The following is a 12,188-nucleotide window of genomic DNA, read 5'->3' as shown; positions in this document are numbered from 1 at the left end:
CAGCCTGTGGGACGCCCGTCCTAGGTGGTGGTGAGGACCACGCGGAAGCGGGCCTTGCCGGACATCATGTGGTCGAAGCCTTCGGCCGCCTTGTCCAGCGGGTAGGTCTCGATCATCGGGCGGACGCCGGTGAGGGCAGAGAAGCGGAGGGTGTCCTCGGAGTCCTTCGCGGTGCCGGAAGCGTGGCCGTTGACGGAGCTGCTGCCCATCACCAGGCTGGCCGCGCTGACCTCGAGGGATTCGTGCGGGACACCCAGGACCACCAAGCGGCCGCGGGGCGCCAGGCCGCCCACGGTGCCGGACATCGCCGCGGCGTCCGTGACGGTGGCGAGGACCACCTTGGCGCCGCCGAGCTTCTTCAGTTCCTCGGCGACGTCGGACGTGGTGCTGTCGATGTAGTGGTGCGCGCCCAGGTCCTTGGCGAACGATTCCTTCTCCGAACCGCGGGCAATCGCGACGACCTCGAAGCCCATCTTGGCGGCGAACTGCACACCCAGGTGGCCCAGACCGCCCAAGCCGAGGACGGCGACGACGTCGCCCGCGCGGGCTCCGCTGTGCCGCAAGCCGTTGAAGGTGGTGACGCCGGCGCACATCAGCGGCGCGGCCTCCTCGAAGCTCAGCCCCTCGGGGATGGCGGCGAGGGCGTCGGCCGGCGCCACGAGGTATTCGGCGTAGCCGCCGTCGGCGCTCAGGCCGGTGGTCTTGCCGACGGAGCAGGTGATGAAGTCGCCCCGGCGGCAGGAGTCGCACTCGAAGCAGGCGCCGCCAAACCAGCCGACGCCCACCCGCTGGCCTGCCTCCCAACGGGTGACGCCGTCGCCCACGGACTCGACCGTGCCGGCGACCTCGTGGCCGGGGATGCGGGGGTAGGAGGAGGCGAAACCGGCCGCGGCCATGGCGTCGGAGTGGCAGATGCCGCTGGCGTGGACCTTGACCAGGACGTGGCCCCGGGGAACCTCAGGAATGTCACGGTCGACGGTTTCGAAGGAGGAGCCGGGGGCTGCAAACTGGATGGCTTTCATGGGGGTGCCTTTCCATAGCTTTCGGTGGCGGCCCGGGTGGGGAGAGCCGGGCCGTTCAGTCATGCGGGGGCACACGGGAGCGGTGCCGGCCGGCCGTCATGGCCAACCGGCACCGCGGAGTCCGCGCGCCCGTCCGTCAGTTTACGACCGGAGGCTGGGCGTGGGCAGAGTGGAATTTGAGTGCCAATTCGTTATCACTTCCTCTGTGTCGGGAAACGTTAGATGTCATACCCCTCTGAAATATTTGAGCTATGACAAATTCAGAGCTCTCTGGGGTGGGCTCACAGCAGACCGCGCCCCACGAACCGCAGCAGCCGTCCACCGCACAAGCCGGACACGGGGCGCCGCCCGCAGCACCTGTACAGCAGCCTTCAAAGGCTAAGAAACCGAGGAATGTCGTCGGACTGATTGCCCTTATCGCGGCGATCGTCGGATTTATTTTTGCTTGCATTCCCGGCGCATTGATCATCGGCTGGATTCTCCTCCCGATTGCCTTCATCCTTTCCATCGTTTCCTTGTTCTTCAAAGACAAGGCCAAGGGAATGGGTATCGCCGCCCTCATCATCTCCGTAGTGGGCACGATCGTTGGCGTCGTGGTCTTCACCTCTGTCGTCGCCACCTCGATCAGCAACGCCGTCGGCGGCGGCGAGACGAAGGTCGTCCAGCCCTCCGGCGCCGCTTCCGCCAATGCCGCTCCGGCGGCCAACGGAGGAGCCAAGGCGGGGACCCGCGAGAACCCGAACCCGATCGGCTCCGTTCTTGAATCGAAGGATTGGCGGATTGTCGTCAACTCCGTGAAGCTCGGTGCCACCGACGCCGTCCTGGCCGCCGACACCTACAACAAGCCGCCGGCCGCTGGCTCCGAGTACATCCTCGTGAACTACTCGGCCACCTACCTCGGCAGCGACGCCAACGGCCAGATGCCCGCGTTCATCTCTGTTGAATACGTAACGCCGGACGGCAAGACCATCAACGGTCTCGACAAGCTGGTCATGGCGCCCGAGCCGATCGACACGACGAGCACCCTCTACAAGGGCGCCACCGCTACCGGCAACAAGGCCATCGAGGTTCCCTCCGCCACCGCGGCGCAGGGTGTCCTCGCGATCCGGCCGGGCTTCGCCGACAAGGTCTTCGTCGCCGTCAAGTAAGTCCACGAACAAACTACAAAGGGCGGGTCCTCCGGTGAAAACCGGAGGACCCGCCCTTATTGTCTTTAAGCCTTCGTGCTTGTGTGCCGGGAGGCCTAGTGCACGAGTGCCGGCTGCGGCGCCTTGACCGGCTCCGCCGGGTGCCCAGCGACGGTGCCCGCCGGGGCGTCGGTGGCATGCCCGGCGTCGGCCGTCACGCTGCCGCCCGCCGGAGCGTCGGTGCCGTGCCCGGCGTGGGCCGCAACGGCGTCGGGCTCGGTGGGAACGAACCCGGCCTTGAGCTCGCGGTGCAGGGTCACGGTGTCCAGCGACTTCTGCCACTTGGCGACGGCGATGCAGGAAACGATGTTGCAGACCGTGCTGGTCAGGGCGCGGGCCTCGCTCATGAATCGGTCGATGCCGACGATCAGGGCCACGCCGGCCACCGGGAGGGTGGGCATGACGGTCAGCGTCGCCACCAGGGCCACGAAGCCGCTGCCGGTCACGCCGGCCGCGCCCTTGGAGGTCAGGAGCATCATGCCGAGCATCACCAGAATCTGGCCCCAGCTGAGGTGGATGTCGCACGCCTGGGCTATGAACATGGAGGCGAGGGTCAGGTAGATGGCCGTGCCGGAGAGGTTGAAGCTGTAGCCGGTGGGGACCACCAGGCCCACGACGCTGCGGTCGCAGCCGATTCGTTCCAGCTTCGAGAGCAGCCGCGGCAGCACCGGTTCGGAGGAGGAGGTGGCCAGCACGATGAAGAACTCGTCCTTGAAGTAGCGCAGGGTCTGCCAGAGGCTGAAACCGGTGATCCGGGCGAGGAGGCCCAGACCGACGACGACGAAGACGATGCAGGCGGCGTAGAAGGCCACGATCAGCATGCCCAGGTTGCCGATGGAGTGCGCGCCGTACTTGCCGACGGTGAAGGCCATGGCGCCGAAGGCACCCAGCGGGGCGACCTTCATGATGTAGCCGAAGACCACGAAGAGCATCTTGTTGAAGCTGTTCACCACGTTCAGGGCCACCTGACCGGGGGCGCCGAGCCGGCTGAAGGCGAAGCCGCAGAGCATCGCGATGACCAGGACGGGCAGCACCTCACCGTCGGCGAAGGCGCCCACGAAGGTGGTGGGAATGATGTTCAGGAAGAAGTCCACGGGGCTGCTGCTGGGCAGCTGGCTGGTGTACTTCGCCGCCACCGAGGAGTCCAGGTGCGCCGGGTCGATGTGCATGCCGGTGCCGGGCTGGATGATCATCACCGCGGCCAGGCCCAGGGCCAGCGCCACAGCGGTCAGCGCGTAGAACAGGCCGAGGGAGCGGAGCAGGGTGGGCCGGACCTTCTTGGTGTCCGTCAGGGAGGTGATGCCGCCGACGATCGTGCAGAAGACGATCGGGGCGATCATGAACTTCACCAGCTTGACGAAGCCGTCGCCGATCGGTTTCAGCCCGGCGCCGAGGTCCGGCCAGAGGGAGCCCACCAGGACGCCGAGGGCGACGCCGATGAGGACCTGGACGTAGAGATGCCCGAGGATGGATTTGATCTTCATTGAACAACTTCCTTGCTGAATGCGGCCCTCTCATGATGACAGGGCAACAGGTACGGGTGCTAGGCGGAGATGCCAGATGACCTGGCGACGTCAATATCGGCCGTAGCGAGGTGCCGGGCCGCGCGGTGCAGCGCGACGTCGGTGATGGAGCCGTCGTCCCCGGCGACGACTTCCGTGGTGACCACGCCGGCGGGGGTGCCGATTCGCAGCAGGCGGGAGGTGCCCGGGGCGAGCTCCGGGGTGTGGCGGAGGAGCCCGGCCGGAACGGATCCGGGCAGGGCGGCGGCCAGGGAGACGGCCACCGCGGAGGTGAGGCCGATGGCCGGGTGCGGGGCGAGCATGGAGAGCATGCGGACCCGCAGGTCGTGGGAGTCCGCGGGGACCAGGGTCCCGTCCGCGGCGGTGTAGTCGCCGGGTCCGGCGACGACGCCGACCTTGGGGACCGCGTTCTGCGGCGGGTCCTCGGGCTTCCGGAGGCCCATCATCAGGCCTGCCGCGGCCCGGGCGGCCACCAGGGTGCCGAGCTGCCCGGCGAGGTTGCCGGTCATGTCGGAGAGGTCAACGTCGGTCTGGTCCGCCGGGATCAGGACGGCGGGGGCGCCGGCGTCCACCAGCGTTGCGGCCACGGACCGGGGGCCGAGGTCGATGCTGTCCGCCGGGGCGTCCGTGGGCAGGACGGCGCCGGTGCTGCGGCCCCAGGGCCCGTGGAAGGAGAGGCTGACGGGGACGCCGACGGCGGAGCTGCCGGGAACGCGGGCCAGTCCTGACTTCGGGACGGTACCGCCCGGGGTGGGGACGGTGCCGCTGAGCACGGCGCCGGTGTTGAGGTTGCGCATCCGGACCCTGGTGAGTCCGTCCGCGGCGGGGACGATGCCCGTCTGCACGGCGAACAGGGCAATCGCGGTGGCGCAGTTGCCGCAGTTGGAGCCGAGCTCCACGGTGCGGTCTCCGATCCCCACCTGGGCGAACAGGTAGTCCAGGTCCGCGTCCTCCCCCGGGGTGGCCCAGATGACGGCCGCCTTGGAGGTGGTGGAGGTTCCGCCGCCGACGCCGTCGAGCTGCCGGGCGTCCGCCGCGCCGAACGCGTCGGCGAGCAGTCCGCGGATTTCATCCCGGTTGGTTGCGAACGGGGCGACGTCTTCCGCGTCAAACAACCAGCATTTGCTGGTCCCGCCCCGATACCAGTGGCCTCGCAGTCCCACGGTGTTCTCCTTCATGTGTGCAGATGGTTCATCGCGCATCCCTGCGCTTCCCCATCTACGATCCGGCAGTCGAGACTTCAGCACAATCACGATAAATTCCACACCTGTTCACTTTTGCTAAAGTCAGGGGATGGCAAAGCTTGATCTTCACCGGCTCCACCTGCTTCGCGAGGTGCACCGTTCCGGGTCCCTGACCTCCGCGGCGGCGGCCCTGTCCTTCACCACCTCGGCGGTGTCCCAGCAGATCGCGAAGCTCGAACACGAGGTGGGAGTATCCCTGGTGGACCGGCAACCGCGAGGCGTGGTTTTGACCGAGGCCGGGCTGGCGCTGGTGGGCTACGCGGACGACATCGACCGGACCATTGAGGCGGCCCGGGCGGAGATGGACGAGTTCGCCGGACTCCGCCGGGGACAGCTGCGGATGGGCACCTTCCCCACGGTGGGTGCCTCGCTGATGCCGGATGTGGTGCTGGCGTTCCGGGCGCGGCATCCGGATGTGGCGGTGACGGTGATCAGCGCCCGGCGCGAGGGGCTGCTGGAGTCGCTGCGCCGGCGCGACGTCGAACTGACACTGCTCTGGGACTATCCCTGGCAGGAGATCGCGGACGAGGACCTCTCCCTGGTCCGACTGATGAACGACCCCACCATGCTGCTGGTGCAGCGCGACCACCCGCTGGCCGGGAAGAAGTCCGTGCGGATCGAGACGCTGCGGGACCAGGAGTGGATTGTCCGGGACGAGCACCCCGTGGCGGACGTGCTCCGCCGGGTCTGCCGCGAGGCGGGGTTCGAGCCGCGGATCGCCTTCGACGCCAACGACTACCAGGAAACCCAGGGCATGGTGGCCGCCGGGATCGGGATCGCCCTGGCACCCCAGCTCGCGCTCAGCGCGCTGCGGCCCGACGTCGTCGCCGTCCCCCTCGCCGGCGCCCCGAAACGCCGGATCCTCCTGGCCCAGCTGGCCAACCGGAGGCTGAGCCCGGCGGCGCAGCAGGCCGCCGCGGTCTTCCGGTCGACGGCGAAGCGCCGGGCCGCGGGGCGTATAACGGAGACACCGGCAACCGAGGAGCAGCAATGACCGCACCGCTTTCCGTCATCGTCTTTGACGTCAACGAGACCCTGTCCGACATGTCGCCGATGGGCGGCCGCTTCGCCGCGGTGGGAGCGCCGCCGGAGCTGTCCCCGGTCTGGTTCGCATCCCTGCTGCGCGACGGCTTCGCGCTGGCCGCGGCCGGCGATAACCAGGGCTTCGCCGGGATCGGCGCGGCCGTCCTGCGGGAGGTGTTCGCCGGGGTGGAACTGAACCGTCCGCTCGAGGACGCGGTGCAGCACGTGATGGACGGCTTCGGCAGCCTGGGTGTCCACCCGGATGTCCCGGGCGGGATCCGGTCCCTGGCCGACGCCGGATTCCGGCTGGTCACGCTGAGCAACGGTTCGGCGCAGATCGCCGGGAAATTGTTGGACTACGCCGGGATCCGGGAGGCGTTTGAGGCGCTGCTCTCAGTGGAGGACGCGCCCGCCTGGAAGCCCGCCCGCTCCTCCTACGAGTACGCGGCGGCGGCAACCGGGGCGGCGCCGGGCGCGATGATGCTGGTGGCCGTGCACCCCTGGGACATTCACGGCGCGGCCCGGGCCGGACTCCGCACGGCCTGGCTGAACCGGTCCGGCCATGGGTACCCCGCCCATTTCGAGGCGCCGGACGTCACCGTCGCGGCGTTGACGGAGCTTCCGGGGGTTCTGGCCTCATCCGGGGGCATACTGTGAGGATGAAATTCTCCACCACCATCCAGGGCAGCGCCACCAAGACCGGCATCGTCGTGCCGCAGGAGGTGGTCGATGCCTTGGGCGCCGGCCGGAAACCGCCCGTGGTGGTGACCATCAACGGCGCCAGCTACCGCAGCAGCATCGCCGTGATGGGCGGGCAGAACATGATCGGCGTCAGTGCCGCCAACCGGGCCCTGACCGGGGTGTCCGGCGGCGACACTGTGGAGGTCGACGTCGAGGTGGACACCCAGCCGCGCGTCGTCGAGGTCCCGGAGGACCTGGCCGCCGCCCTGGATGCGGACCCGGAAGCGAAGGCGTTCTACGCGACGCTGAACTACAGCAGCCAGCGCCGGTACGTGGAGCCGCTGGCGGACGCGAAGACCGCGGAGACCCGGGCCCGCCGCGTGGCCAAGGTGGTGGCCGACCTCCGGGCCGGGAAGAAGTAGCTTCCCCGTCAGTAGCGGTTTCCGGCGTCGTTCCCGGCTCCTCCCCGGACCTCCAGTCCGTAGCGCCGCTGCCCCAGCACGGCCTTGAAGACCGCATCCTCCGAGGCGGCGGAGAAGGGGCCGAAGCGCCTTTTGCCAGCGCCGACGGCCGGCCGGTGGAGTTGATCAGCCTGTTCGGCCAGCAGGGCGAGCGGATGCACGTCCGCGCCCGGCCGAAGTCCGCATCACCCGGGCTCGGGCGGGACTAGCCCGGTAGCGGGTTCCTGACGGTTTCCGGAGCGGCCTAGCTGTTCAGCACCACGTTGACGGGCGGTTCGCCGGCCAGCATCAGGTCGATCTGGCGCTGCAGCAGCTTGCCCATCCGGGGGCGCATCGCGGCGGAGGCGCCGCCCACATGCGGGGTGATGATGACACCGGGGATTTCCCAGAGAGGGTGGTCGGCGGGTAGGGGCTCAGGGTCGGTGACGTCGACGGCGGCGCGTATCCGGCCGGCGGAGGTGTGCTTGACCAGCGCGTCGGTGTCAGCCACCGGGCCGCGGGCGATGTTGACCAGCAGGGCGCCGTCGGGCATGGCGGAGAGGAACGCGTCGTCGATCAGGTGCCGGGTTGAGTCGCTGAGCGGGACGCCGACAATGACGATGTCGTGCTTCGGCAGCAGGTCGTGGAGTTCGTCGATGCCGTGGACATGCCCGCGGCCATCGGTCCGGGCGCGGCTGGCCACCCGGGTCACCGTGGTCTCGAACGGCAGGAGCCGGTCCTCGATGGCCTTGCCCACGCCGCCGTAGCCGACGATCAGCACGCGCTGGTCCGCCAGGCTGGCCGTGGGCCGGCCCTCCCAGCGGCGTTCCCGCTGGTTCTGCAGGAGGCGGGGGAACTCGCGCTGGCTGGCCAGGATCAGTGCCAGGGTCAGCTCCGCAGTGGAGGTCTCGTGCACGCTGGCGGCGTTGGCGAAGACGTGGCCGTTCGGCAGGAACTCCGCCACGCCGTCGTACCCGATCGACTGGCTCTGCACCAGCCCCGTCTCGACGCCCTCCAGGCCGCGCAGCACGGCCGGGCCGCCCATGTACGGCGGCACCACGATGTCGAGCCGCGGCATGGGCGGTTCGCCGGAGAGGTCCCACTCCAGGACCGTGACGTCCGGGTCAGGGGTGAGGTAGTCGCGCAGGGTGGCATCCGGCAGGGAGACAGTGATTTTCCTAGGCATGGCAGCCAGCCTAACCGTACGGTCCGACCACGGCGCGCAGCGTCCGCCAGGCGGGAAGCTGGGAGTTGGCCCACACCCACTGGGCCGCGCCGCGTGGGGCGTGGACTTCACCGCAGCCCGGGCCTAGATTCGAGGCATCCCCCCGGCCTGCCGCCCAGGCCAGCACGTGAAAGGCCCCGCACCATGAACTCCCCCACACCCGGCAAGCCCGCACCGGAAAGCTCACGGGTGGGTAGCGGGGGTCCTGAGAGCAACGGCCGGGTCAGCCCGGGGGTCAGCCCGCGCGTCCGGGCGCGGCGCCGGATTTTAGCGGTGTGGTCCACCACGGCCCTGGTCGTGGCCGGGGCCATCACCGTGGGAACGGTGCGCACCGGACCGGAGCCTAAGACCGACTTCTGGGCCACACTGAAGAGCCAGCTGCAACCCCTGCCCGCCCGGGACGTCAAGGTGAATACGCCGCCGCCCGCCGCCGTCGACCTCTCCAGCGAGATCAAGCGGATCCTGGCCGAGAATCCCGACTACCGGATCGGCGTCGTCGTGCAGGACACCCGGGGCGGCGAGCCGCAGCGCTTCGGCGACACGGCCGATTACACCGCCGCCAGCACCGCCAAAATCCTGACGGCGGTGGCGTATTACGCCCTGGTGGAGCGGGGTGAACGCTCGCTGGACACCCTGCTGGGCAGCTACGACGCCGGTTTCCAGATCCAGGCGATGGTCAACACCAGCAGCGACGACTCCTGGTTGCTGCTGATGAAAGACATCGGCTACCCGGAGCTGATCAAATACGCGGCGTCGATCGGCATCAGCTACGACCCGGAAAAGAACCTGCTGACCCCCGTCGAGATGGCGTCACTGCTCAAGCAGCTCTACGCCGGGCAGTTGCTCAGCCCCGAGCACACCGAGGAACTGCTGGGCTTCATGCAGCACACCAACGACGAGGAACTCATCCCCGCCGCGGTCCCGGAGGGCGTGACGGTGAGCCACAAGTACGGTCTGCTCGAGGGGTTCGTGCACGACGCCGCCGTGCTCAGCTCCGGGAGCGCCGCCTACGCCGTGGCGATCTACACCTGGGGCGGATCCGACGCCGACAGCCCGGAGCGGATCGAGGTCTTCCACGAGCTGACGACGGCGGTCACCGGGGCGCTGTTCCGGCGGTAGGGGCGGGTGCGGCGTGGCCGGAGCGGGCGTGCCGGCACGGCGTCGCCGGCTAAGGGGCTTGCACCGTAGCTGGCCCGGCGTCGCTACGCTGCGGGCGCCCGGTTCAGGGGCGCCCGCACCCAGGGATCAGCGGCCGAAGAGCTTGGCGAAGAAGCCGGTCTTGGGCTCGTTCTCGTGGCCCTTGCAGCGGTCCGCGGCCTTGACGCCGCGCATCACCTGGTCAACGTGCTGGCCACAGCCAGCCCAGGTGGACTTTCCGCATTTCTTGCAGGTCACTGCACGGCACATTCGCTACTCCCTTGTTGTAGGTCTTCGTAACTTCAGTATACCCCCAGGGGTATTTTCCGCAAGACACAGGAACAGCCGGCCGCCACCGGTCGTTGATCCCCTTCAGCGGGCGCTTCCCTTCAGCGGCGCAGCTGCCCGCAAAGACGTCAGACCGTACAGATCAGAGCACGACAGTACCGAGAGGACCGCTCCATGGCTTACATCAAGGTTGGCACCGAGAACACCACCGACGTCGAGCTTTACTACGAGGATCACGGCAGCGGCCAGCCCGTAGTCCTGATCCACGGTCACCCGTTGGACGGCTCATCCTGGGAGAAGCAGACCACTGTGCTGCTCTCCGCAGGCTACCGTGTGATCACCTACGACCGCCGCGGCTTCGGCAAGTCCAGCAAGCCCACCGACGGCTATGACTACGACACGTTCGCCGCCGACCTGGACACCCTGATGAACGGGCTGGTCGTGAACGACGCCGTCCTGGTCGGCTTCTCGATGGGCACCGGCGAGGTTGGCCGGTACCTGGGCCGGTACGGCTCGTCCCGGGTGGCGAAGGCCGTTTTCCTCGGCTCGCTGGAGCCCTACCTGCTCCGGGCGGACGACAACCCCGACGGCGTGCCGCAGTCCGTGTTCGACGGCCTGCTTGAGGCGGTCACCGCGGACCGGTACGCGTTCTTCACCGACTTCTTCAAGAATTTCTACAACAGCGACTCCTTCCTGGGCACCCCGCGGCTCAGCGAGGAGGTCATGCGCGCCGGGTGGAACCTGGCCAGCACGGCCGGCCCCACCGCGTCGGTCGCCGCCCAGCCCACCTGGCTGACCGACTTCCGCGCCGACGTCGCCAAAATCGATGTCCCTTCCCTGATTGTGCACGGCACCGCCGACAACATTCTGCCGATCGATGCCACCGGGCGGCGCTTCGCCAAGGCCCTGCCGAGCGCGGAGTACATCGAGATCGAGGGCGCGCCGCACGGCATGCTCTGGACCCACGCCGCCGAGGTCAATGAGGCACTGCTGGGCTTCCTGGCGAAGTAGCCTCCGGCTCTCCGCGCCGATTCCCGCGGGTCAGAACAGGGCGCCGGTCACCGCGCCGGTGATCTGGTGGATGATGTCTGTCCGTTCGGGGACGCTGTCCAGGTCATCGCCCTTGGTGTAGACCACCAGGGCGTAGGCGCGGCCGTCCTTGGCGAGGATACCGGCGTCGTGCAGTTCGCCGCCGAGCAGGCCGTACTTGTGGAACACCGTGATGCCGGCGGGGACGGCGGCCGGAATGAGGGTCTCGTCGTTGGTGTCCTGCATGGTGGACAGCAGCTGGGAGGTGTCCGCGGGGTCAAGCAGCTTGCCGGAGTAAAGGTCGGTCAGGATGCGGGCCGTGTCCGCCGGCGCCAGGGTGTTGCTCTCCGGGGTGTACTGGATGCCCAGCGCGGACGCGTAGTCGGAGAGGTTGCTGTGGCCGATTGCGTCCATGATCAGGGACCAAGAGTCGTTGTCGCTCTGCTGGATCATGGCCTGGAGTTGGAAGCCGGCCGAGTAGGCGCCGAGTGTCCCGGTCAGGGTCGCCTCGCCGGTTTCCACCAGGTGGTAGTAGGCGGCCGCGGCCAGGACCTTCGCGGTGCTGGCGGCTTCGAACTGCTCTTCCACGCCGTATTGGTGCACCGCATCGCCGGCCGTGATGTCCTGCAGCGCGACGCCGATCTGGTACTCCGGATTGGCGTCAATGATGGCGTTGATCTTCGCGTCGAGGCCGGCGTCGATCGTGCCCGCAGGGTTGGCAGTGGAAGCAGCAGCAGGGGCGGCTGCCGGGGCGGCGACGTTGGAGGCGGGCGCCGGAGTTGCCGGGGAAGCGGGGGCCGGGGCGTTCACGGTGGGAGCGGCCGCAGCCACGGGCGACGACGGCGCCACGCGGGAGTTCGCGAGGGCATGGATACCGGTGGTCAGCAGCGCGCCCAGCAGAAGAGTCGAGCCCGCCAGGACGACAGCCCGTCGGCGCCGGAAAATCCGGGAGGGCGTCGGCCCGGGTCTGCGGGCCGATGGGGTGGTGCGGCCCTGCCGGGACGTGCTGTCTTCCATGGGGACAAGCTAGCCCTCGAAGCTATGCCGGAGCTATGAAACAGCTGGGGTATGGCTGCCCTATGCAGCCGGGTGGTGCCCCCGATCAGCCTGCAGAAGGCTGGCGTCCCCGACCCACATGCAGCCTGGGGCTAGATCTCGTCGTCCCAGGTGCCCTCGGCCGCGGCGTCCTCGGGCTTGTCTCCCCGGGCTGGCTCTCCGGGGCCGACGTAGGCTGCCGGGACGGTGCCCGCGGCCTGGGTCATCTGCTCCTCGCGGATGTTTCCCGCGGCTTCCGCTTCCGGCTGCGGCTGTTCGTTCGGGGCGGCGTCCGGGTCGCCGGGGCCGCGCAGGCCGGCGGGCTCGGTTCCGGGCTGGTTCGGGTCGCTCATT

General features: G+C 68.9%; 14 protein-coding genes. 6 read left to right on the top strand and 8 right to left on the bottom strand.

What is annotated here, in order from left to right; translation table 11 throughout:
• Positions 1-20: 20 nt before the first annotated feature.
• A complete protein-coding gene (locus ACRQ5B_RS07690; RefSeq protein ID WP_432398510.1) occupies positions 21-1,022 on the bottom strand; it encodes an alcohol dehydrogenase in 1,002 nt (333 codons plus the stop codon).
• 542 nt (positions 1,023-1,564) lie between these two features.
• Between ACRQ5B_RS07690 and ACRQ5B_RS07685 the strand changes: the two genes are divergently transcribed.
• A complete protein-coding gene (locus ACRQ5B_RS07685; RefSeq protein WP_432398508.1) occupies positions 1,565-2,170 on the top strand; it encodes a hypothetical protein in 606 nt (201 codons plus the stop codon).
• Positions 2,171-2,265: 95 nt separating this feature from the next.
• Here the strand turns inward: ACRQ5B_RS07685 and dctA are convergent, their stop codons facing one another.
• Complete coding sequence (gene dctA / locus ACRQ5B_RS07680; protein ID WP_432398506.1) at positions 2,266-3,693, bottom strand: C4-dicarboxylate transporter DctA; 1,428 nt, start codon at positions 3,691-3,693, stop codon at positions 2,266-2,268.
• 59 nt (positions 3,694-3,752) lie between these two features.
• Positions 3,753-4,910: a PrpF domain-containing protein gene (locus ACRQ5B_RS07675; protein ID WP_432398504.1), complete on the bottom strand. Its 1,158-nt coding sequence runs from the start codon at positions 4,908-4,910 to the stop codon at positions 3,753-3,755.
• Between the two features lie 115 nt (positions 4,911-5,025).
• Between ACRQ5B_RS07675 and ACRQ5B_RS07670 the strand changes: the two genes are divergently transcribed.
• From ACRQ5B_RS07670 to ACRQ5B_RS07660, 3 genes are read left to right on the top strand one after another with little or no spacing between them, the layout of a single operon-like run.
• Complete coding sequence (locus ACRQ5B_RS07670; RefSeq protein WP_412884128.1) at positions 5,026-5,970, top strand: LysR family transcriptional regulator; 945 nt, start codon at positions 5,026-5,028, stop codon at positions 5,968-5,970.
• A complete protein-coding gene (locus ACRQ5B_RS07665) occupies positions 5,967-6,656 on the top strand; it encodes a haloacid dehalogenase type II (RefSeq protein ID WP_432398502.1) in 690 nt (229 codons plus the stop codon). Before ACRQ5B_RS07670 ends, ACRQ5B_RS07665 begins: the two co-directional genes overlap by 4 nt.
• A 2-nt stretch (positions 6,657-6,658) precedes the next feature.
• A complete protein-coding gene (locus ACRQ5B_RS07660) occupies positions 6,659-7,102 on the top strand; it encodes a YdeI/OmpD-associated family protein (protein WP_432398500.1) in 444 nt (147 codons plus the stop codon).
• An 8-nt stretch (positions 7,103-7,110) separates the two neighbouring features.
• Here the strand turns inward: ACRQ5B_RS07660 and ACRQ5B_RS07655 are convergent, their stop codons facing one another.
• Entirely contained in the window at positions 7,111-7,302 is a 192-nt protein-coding gene (locus ACRQ5B_RS07655; protein ID WP_432398498.1) for a hypothetical protein, read from the bottom strand.
• Positions 7,303-7,385: 83 nt separating this feature from the next.
• Positions 7,386-8,306 (bottom strand): 2-hydroxyacid dehydrogenase, encoded by a 921-nt coding sequence (locus tag ACRQ5B_RS07650; protein WP_432398496.1) that lies wholly within the window; start codon positions 8,304-8,306, stop codon positions 7,386-7,388.
• A 312-nt stretch (positions 8,307-8,618) separates the two neighbouring features.
• Here ACRQ5B_RS07650 and ACRQ5B_RS07645 point away from each other — a divergent pair, with 312 nt between their 5' ends.
• A complete protein-coding gene (locus ACRQ5B_RS07645; protein ID WP_432398494.1) occupies positions 8,619-9,464 on the top strand; it encodes a serine hydrolase in 846 nt (281 codons plus the stop codon).
• Between the two features lie 126 nt (positions 9,465-9,590).
• Here the strand turns inward: ACRQ5B_RS07645 and ACRQ5B_RS07640 are convergent, their stop codons facing one another.
• Entirely contained in the window at positions 9,591-9,740 is a 150-nt protein-coding gene (locus tag ACRQ5B_RS07640) for a hypothetical protein (protein ID WP_432398808.1), read from the bottom strand.
• Positions 9,741-9,944: 204 nt separating this feature from the next.
• Between ACRQ5B_RS07640 and ACRQ5B_RS07635 the strand changes: the two genes are divergently transcribed.
• Positions 9,945-10,781: an alpha/beta fold hydrolase gene (locus tag ACRQ5B_RS07635; protein WP_432398492.1), complete on the top strand. Its 837-nt coding sequence runs from the start codon at positions 9,945-9,947 to the stop codon at positions 10,779-10,781.
• Between the two features lie 30 nt (positions 10,782-10,811).
• Here ACRQ5B_RS07635 and ACRQ5B_RS07630 read toward each other — a convergent pair whose 3' ends face one another.
• Together ACRQ5B_RS07630 and ACRQ5B_RS07625 are read right to left on the bottom strand one after the other, a co-directional pair.
• Positions 10,812-11,816, bottom strand: coding sequence for a serine hydrolase (locus ACRQ5B_RS07630; RefSeq protein ID WP_432398490.1), 1,005 nt, complete (start codon positions 11,814-11,816; stop codon positions 10,812-10,814).
• 131 nt (positions 11,817-11,947) lie between these two features.
• Positions 11,948-12,187, bottom strand: a complete 240-nt coding sequence (locus ACRQ5B_RS07625; RefSeq protein WP_432398488.1) for a hypothetical protein — start codon at positions 12,185-12,187, stop codon at positions 11,948-11,950.
• Between the last annotated feature and the right edge of the window lies 1 nt (position 12,188).

Source organism: Pseudarthrobacter sp. L19 (assembly GCF_050859435.1).
Lineage (GTDB): Bacteria > Actinomycetota > Actinomycetes > Actinomycetales > Micrococcaceae > Arthrobacter.
Note: the sequence above shows the minus strand (reverse complement) of the source record. Positions and strands in the feature narration are given on the sequence as shown.

Coding starts and splice junctions, on each gene's coding strand:
- ACRQ5B_RS07690 (WP_432398510.1), bottom strand. CDS start 1,022: ATGAAAGCCATCCAGTTTGCAGCCCCCGGCTCCTCCTTCGAAACCGTC.
- ACRQ5B_RS07685 (WP_432398508.1), top strand. CDS start 1,565: ATGGGTATCGCCGCCCTCATCATCTCCGTAGTGGGCACGATCGTTGGC.
- dctA (WP_432398506.1), bottom strand. CDS start 3,693: ATGAAGATCAAATCCATCCTCGGGCATCTCTACGTCCAGGTCCTCATC.
- ACRQ5B_RS07675 (WP_432398504.1), bottom strand. CDS start 4,910: ATGAAGGAGAACACCGTGGGACTGCGAGGCCACTGGTATCGGGGCGGG.
- ACRQ5B_RS07670 (WP_412884128.1), top strand. CDS start 5,026: ATGGCAAAGCTTGATCTTCACCGGCTCCACCTGCTTCGCGAGGTGCAC.
- ACRQ5B_RS07665 (WP_432398502.1), top strand. CDS start 5,967: ATGACCGCACCGCTTTCCGTCATCGTCTTTGACGTCAACGAGACCCTG.
- ACRQ5B_RS07660 (WP_432398500.1), top strand. CDS start 6,659: ATGAAATTCTCCACCACCATCCAGGGCAGCGCCACCAAGACCGGCATC.
- ACRQ5B_RS07650 (WP_432398496.1), bottom strand. CDS start 8,306: ATGCCTAGGAAAATCACTGTCTCCCTGCCGGATGCCACCCTGCGCGAC.
- ACRQ5B_RS07635 (WP_432398492.1), top strand. CDS start 9,945: ATGGCTTACATCAAGGTTGGCACCGAGAACACCACCGACGTCGAGCTT.
- ACRQ5B_RS07630 (WP_432398490.1), bottom strand. CDS start 11,816: ATGGAAGACAGCACGTCCCGGCAGGGCCGCACCACCCCATCGGCCCGC.
- ACRQ5B_RS07625 (WP_432398488.1), bottom strand. CDS start 12,187: ATGAGCGACCCGAACCAGCCCGGAACCGAGCCCGCCGGCCTGCGCGGC.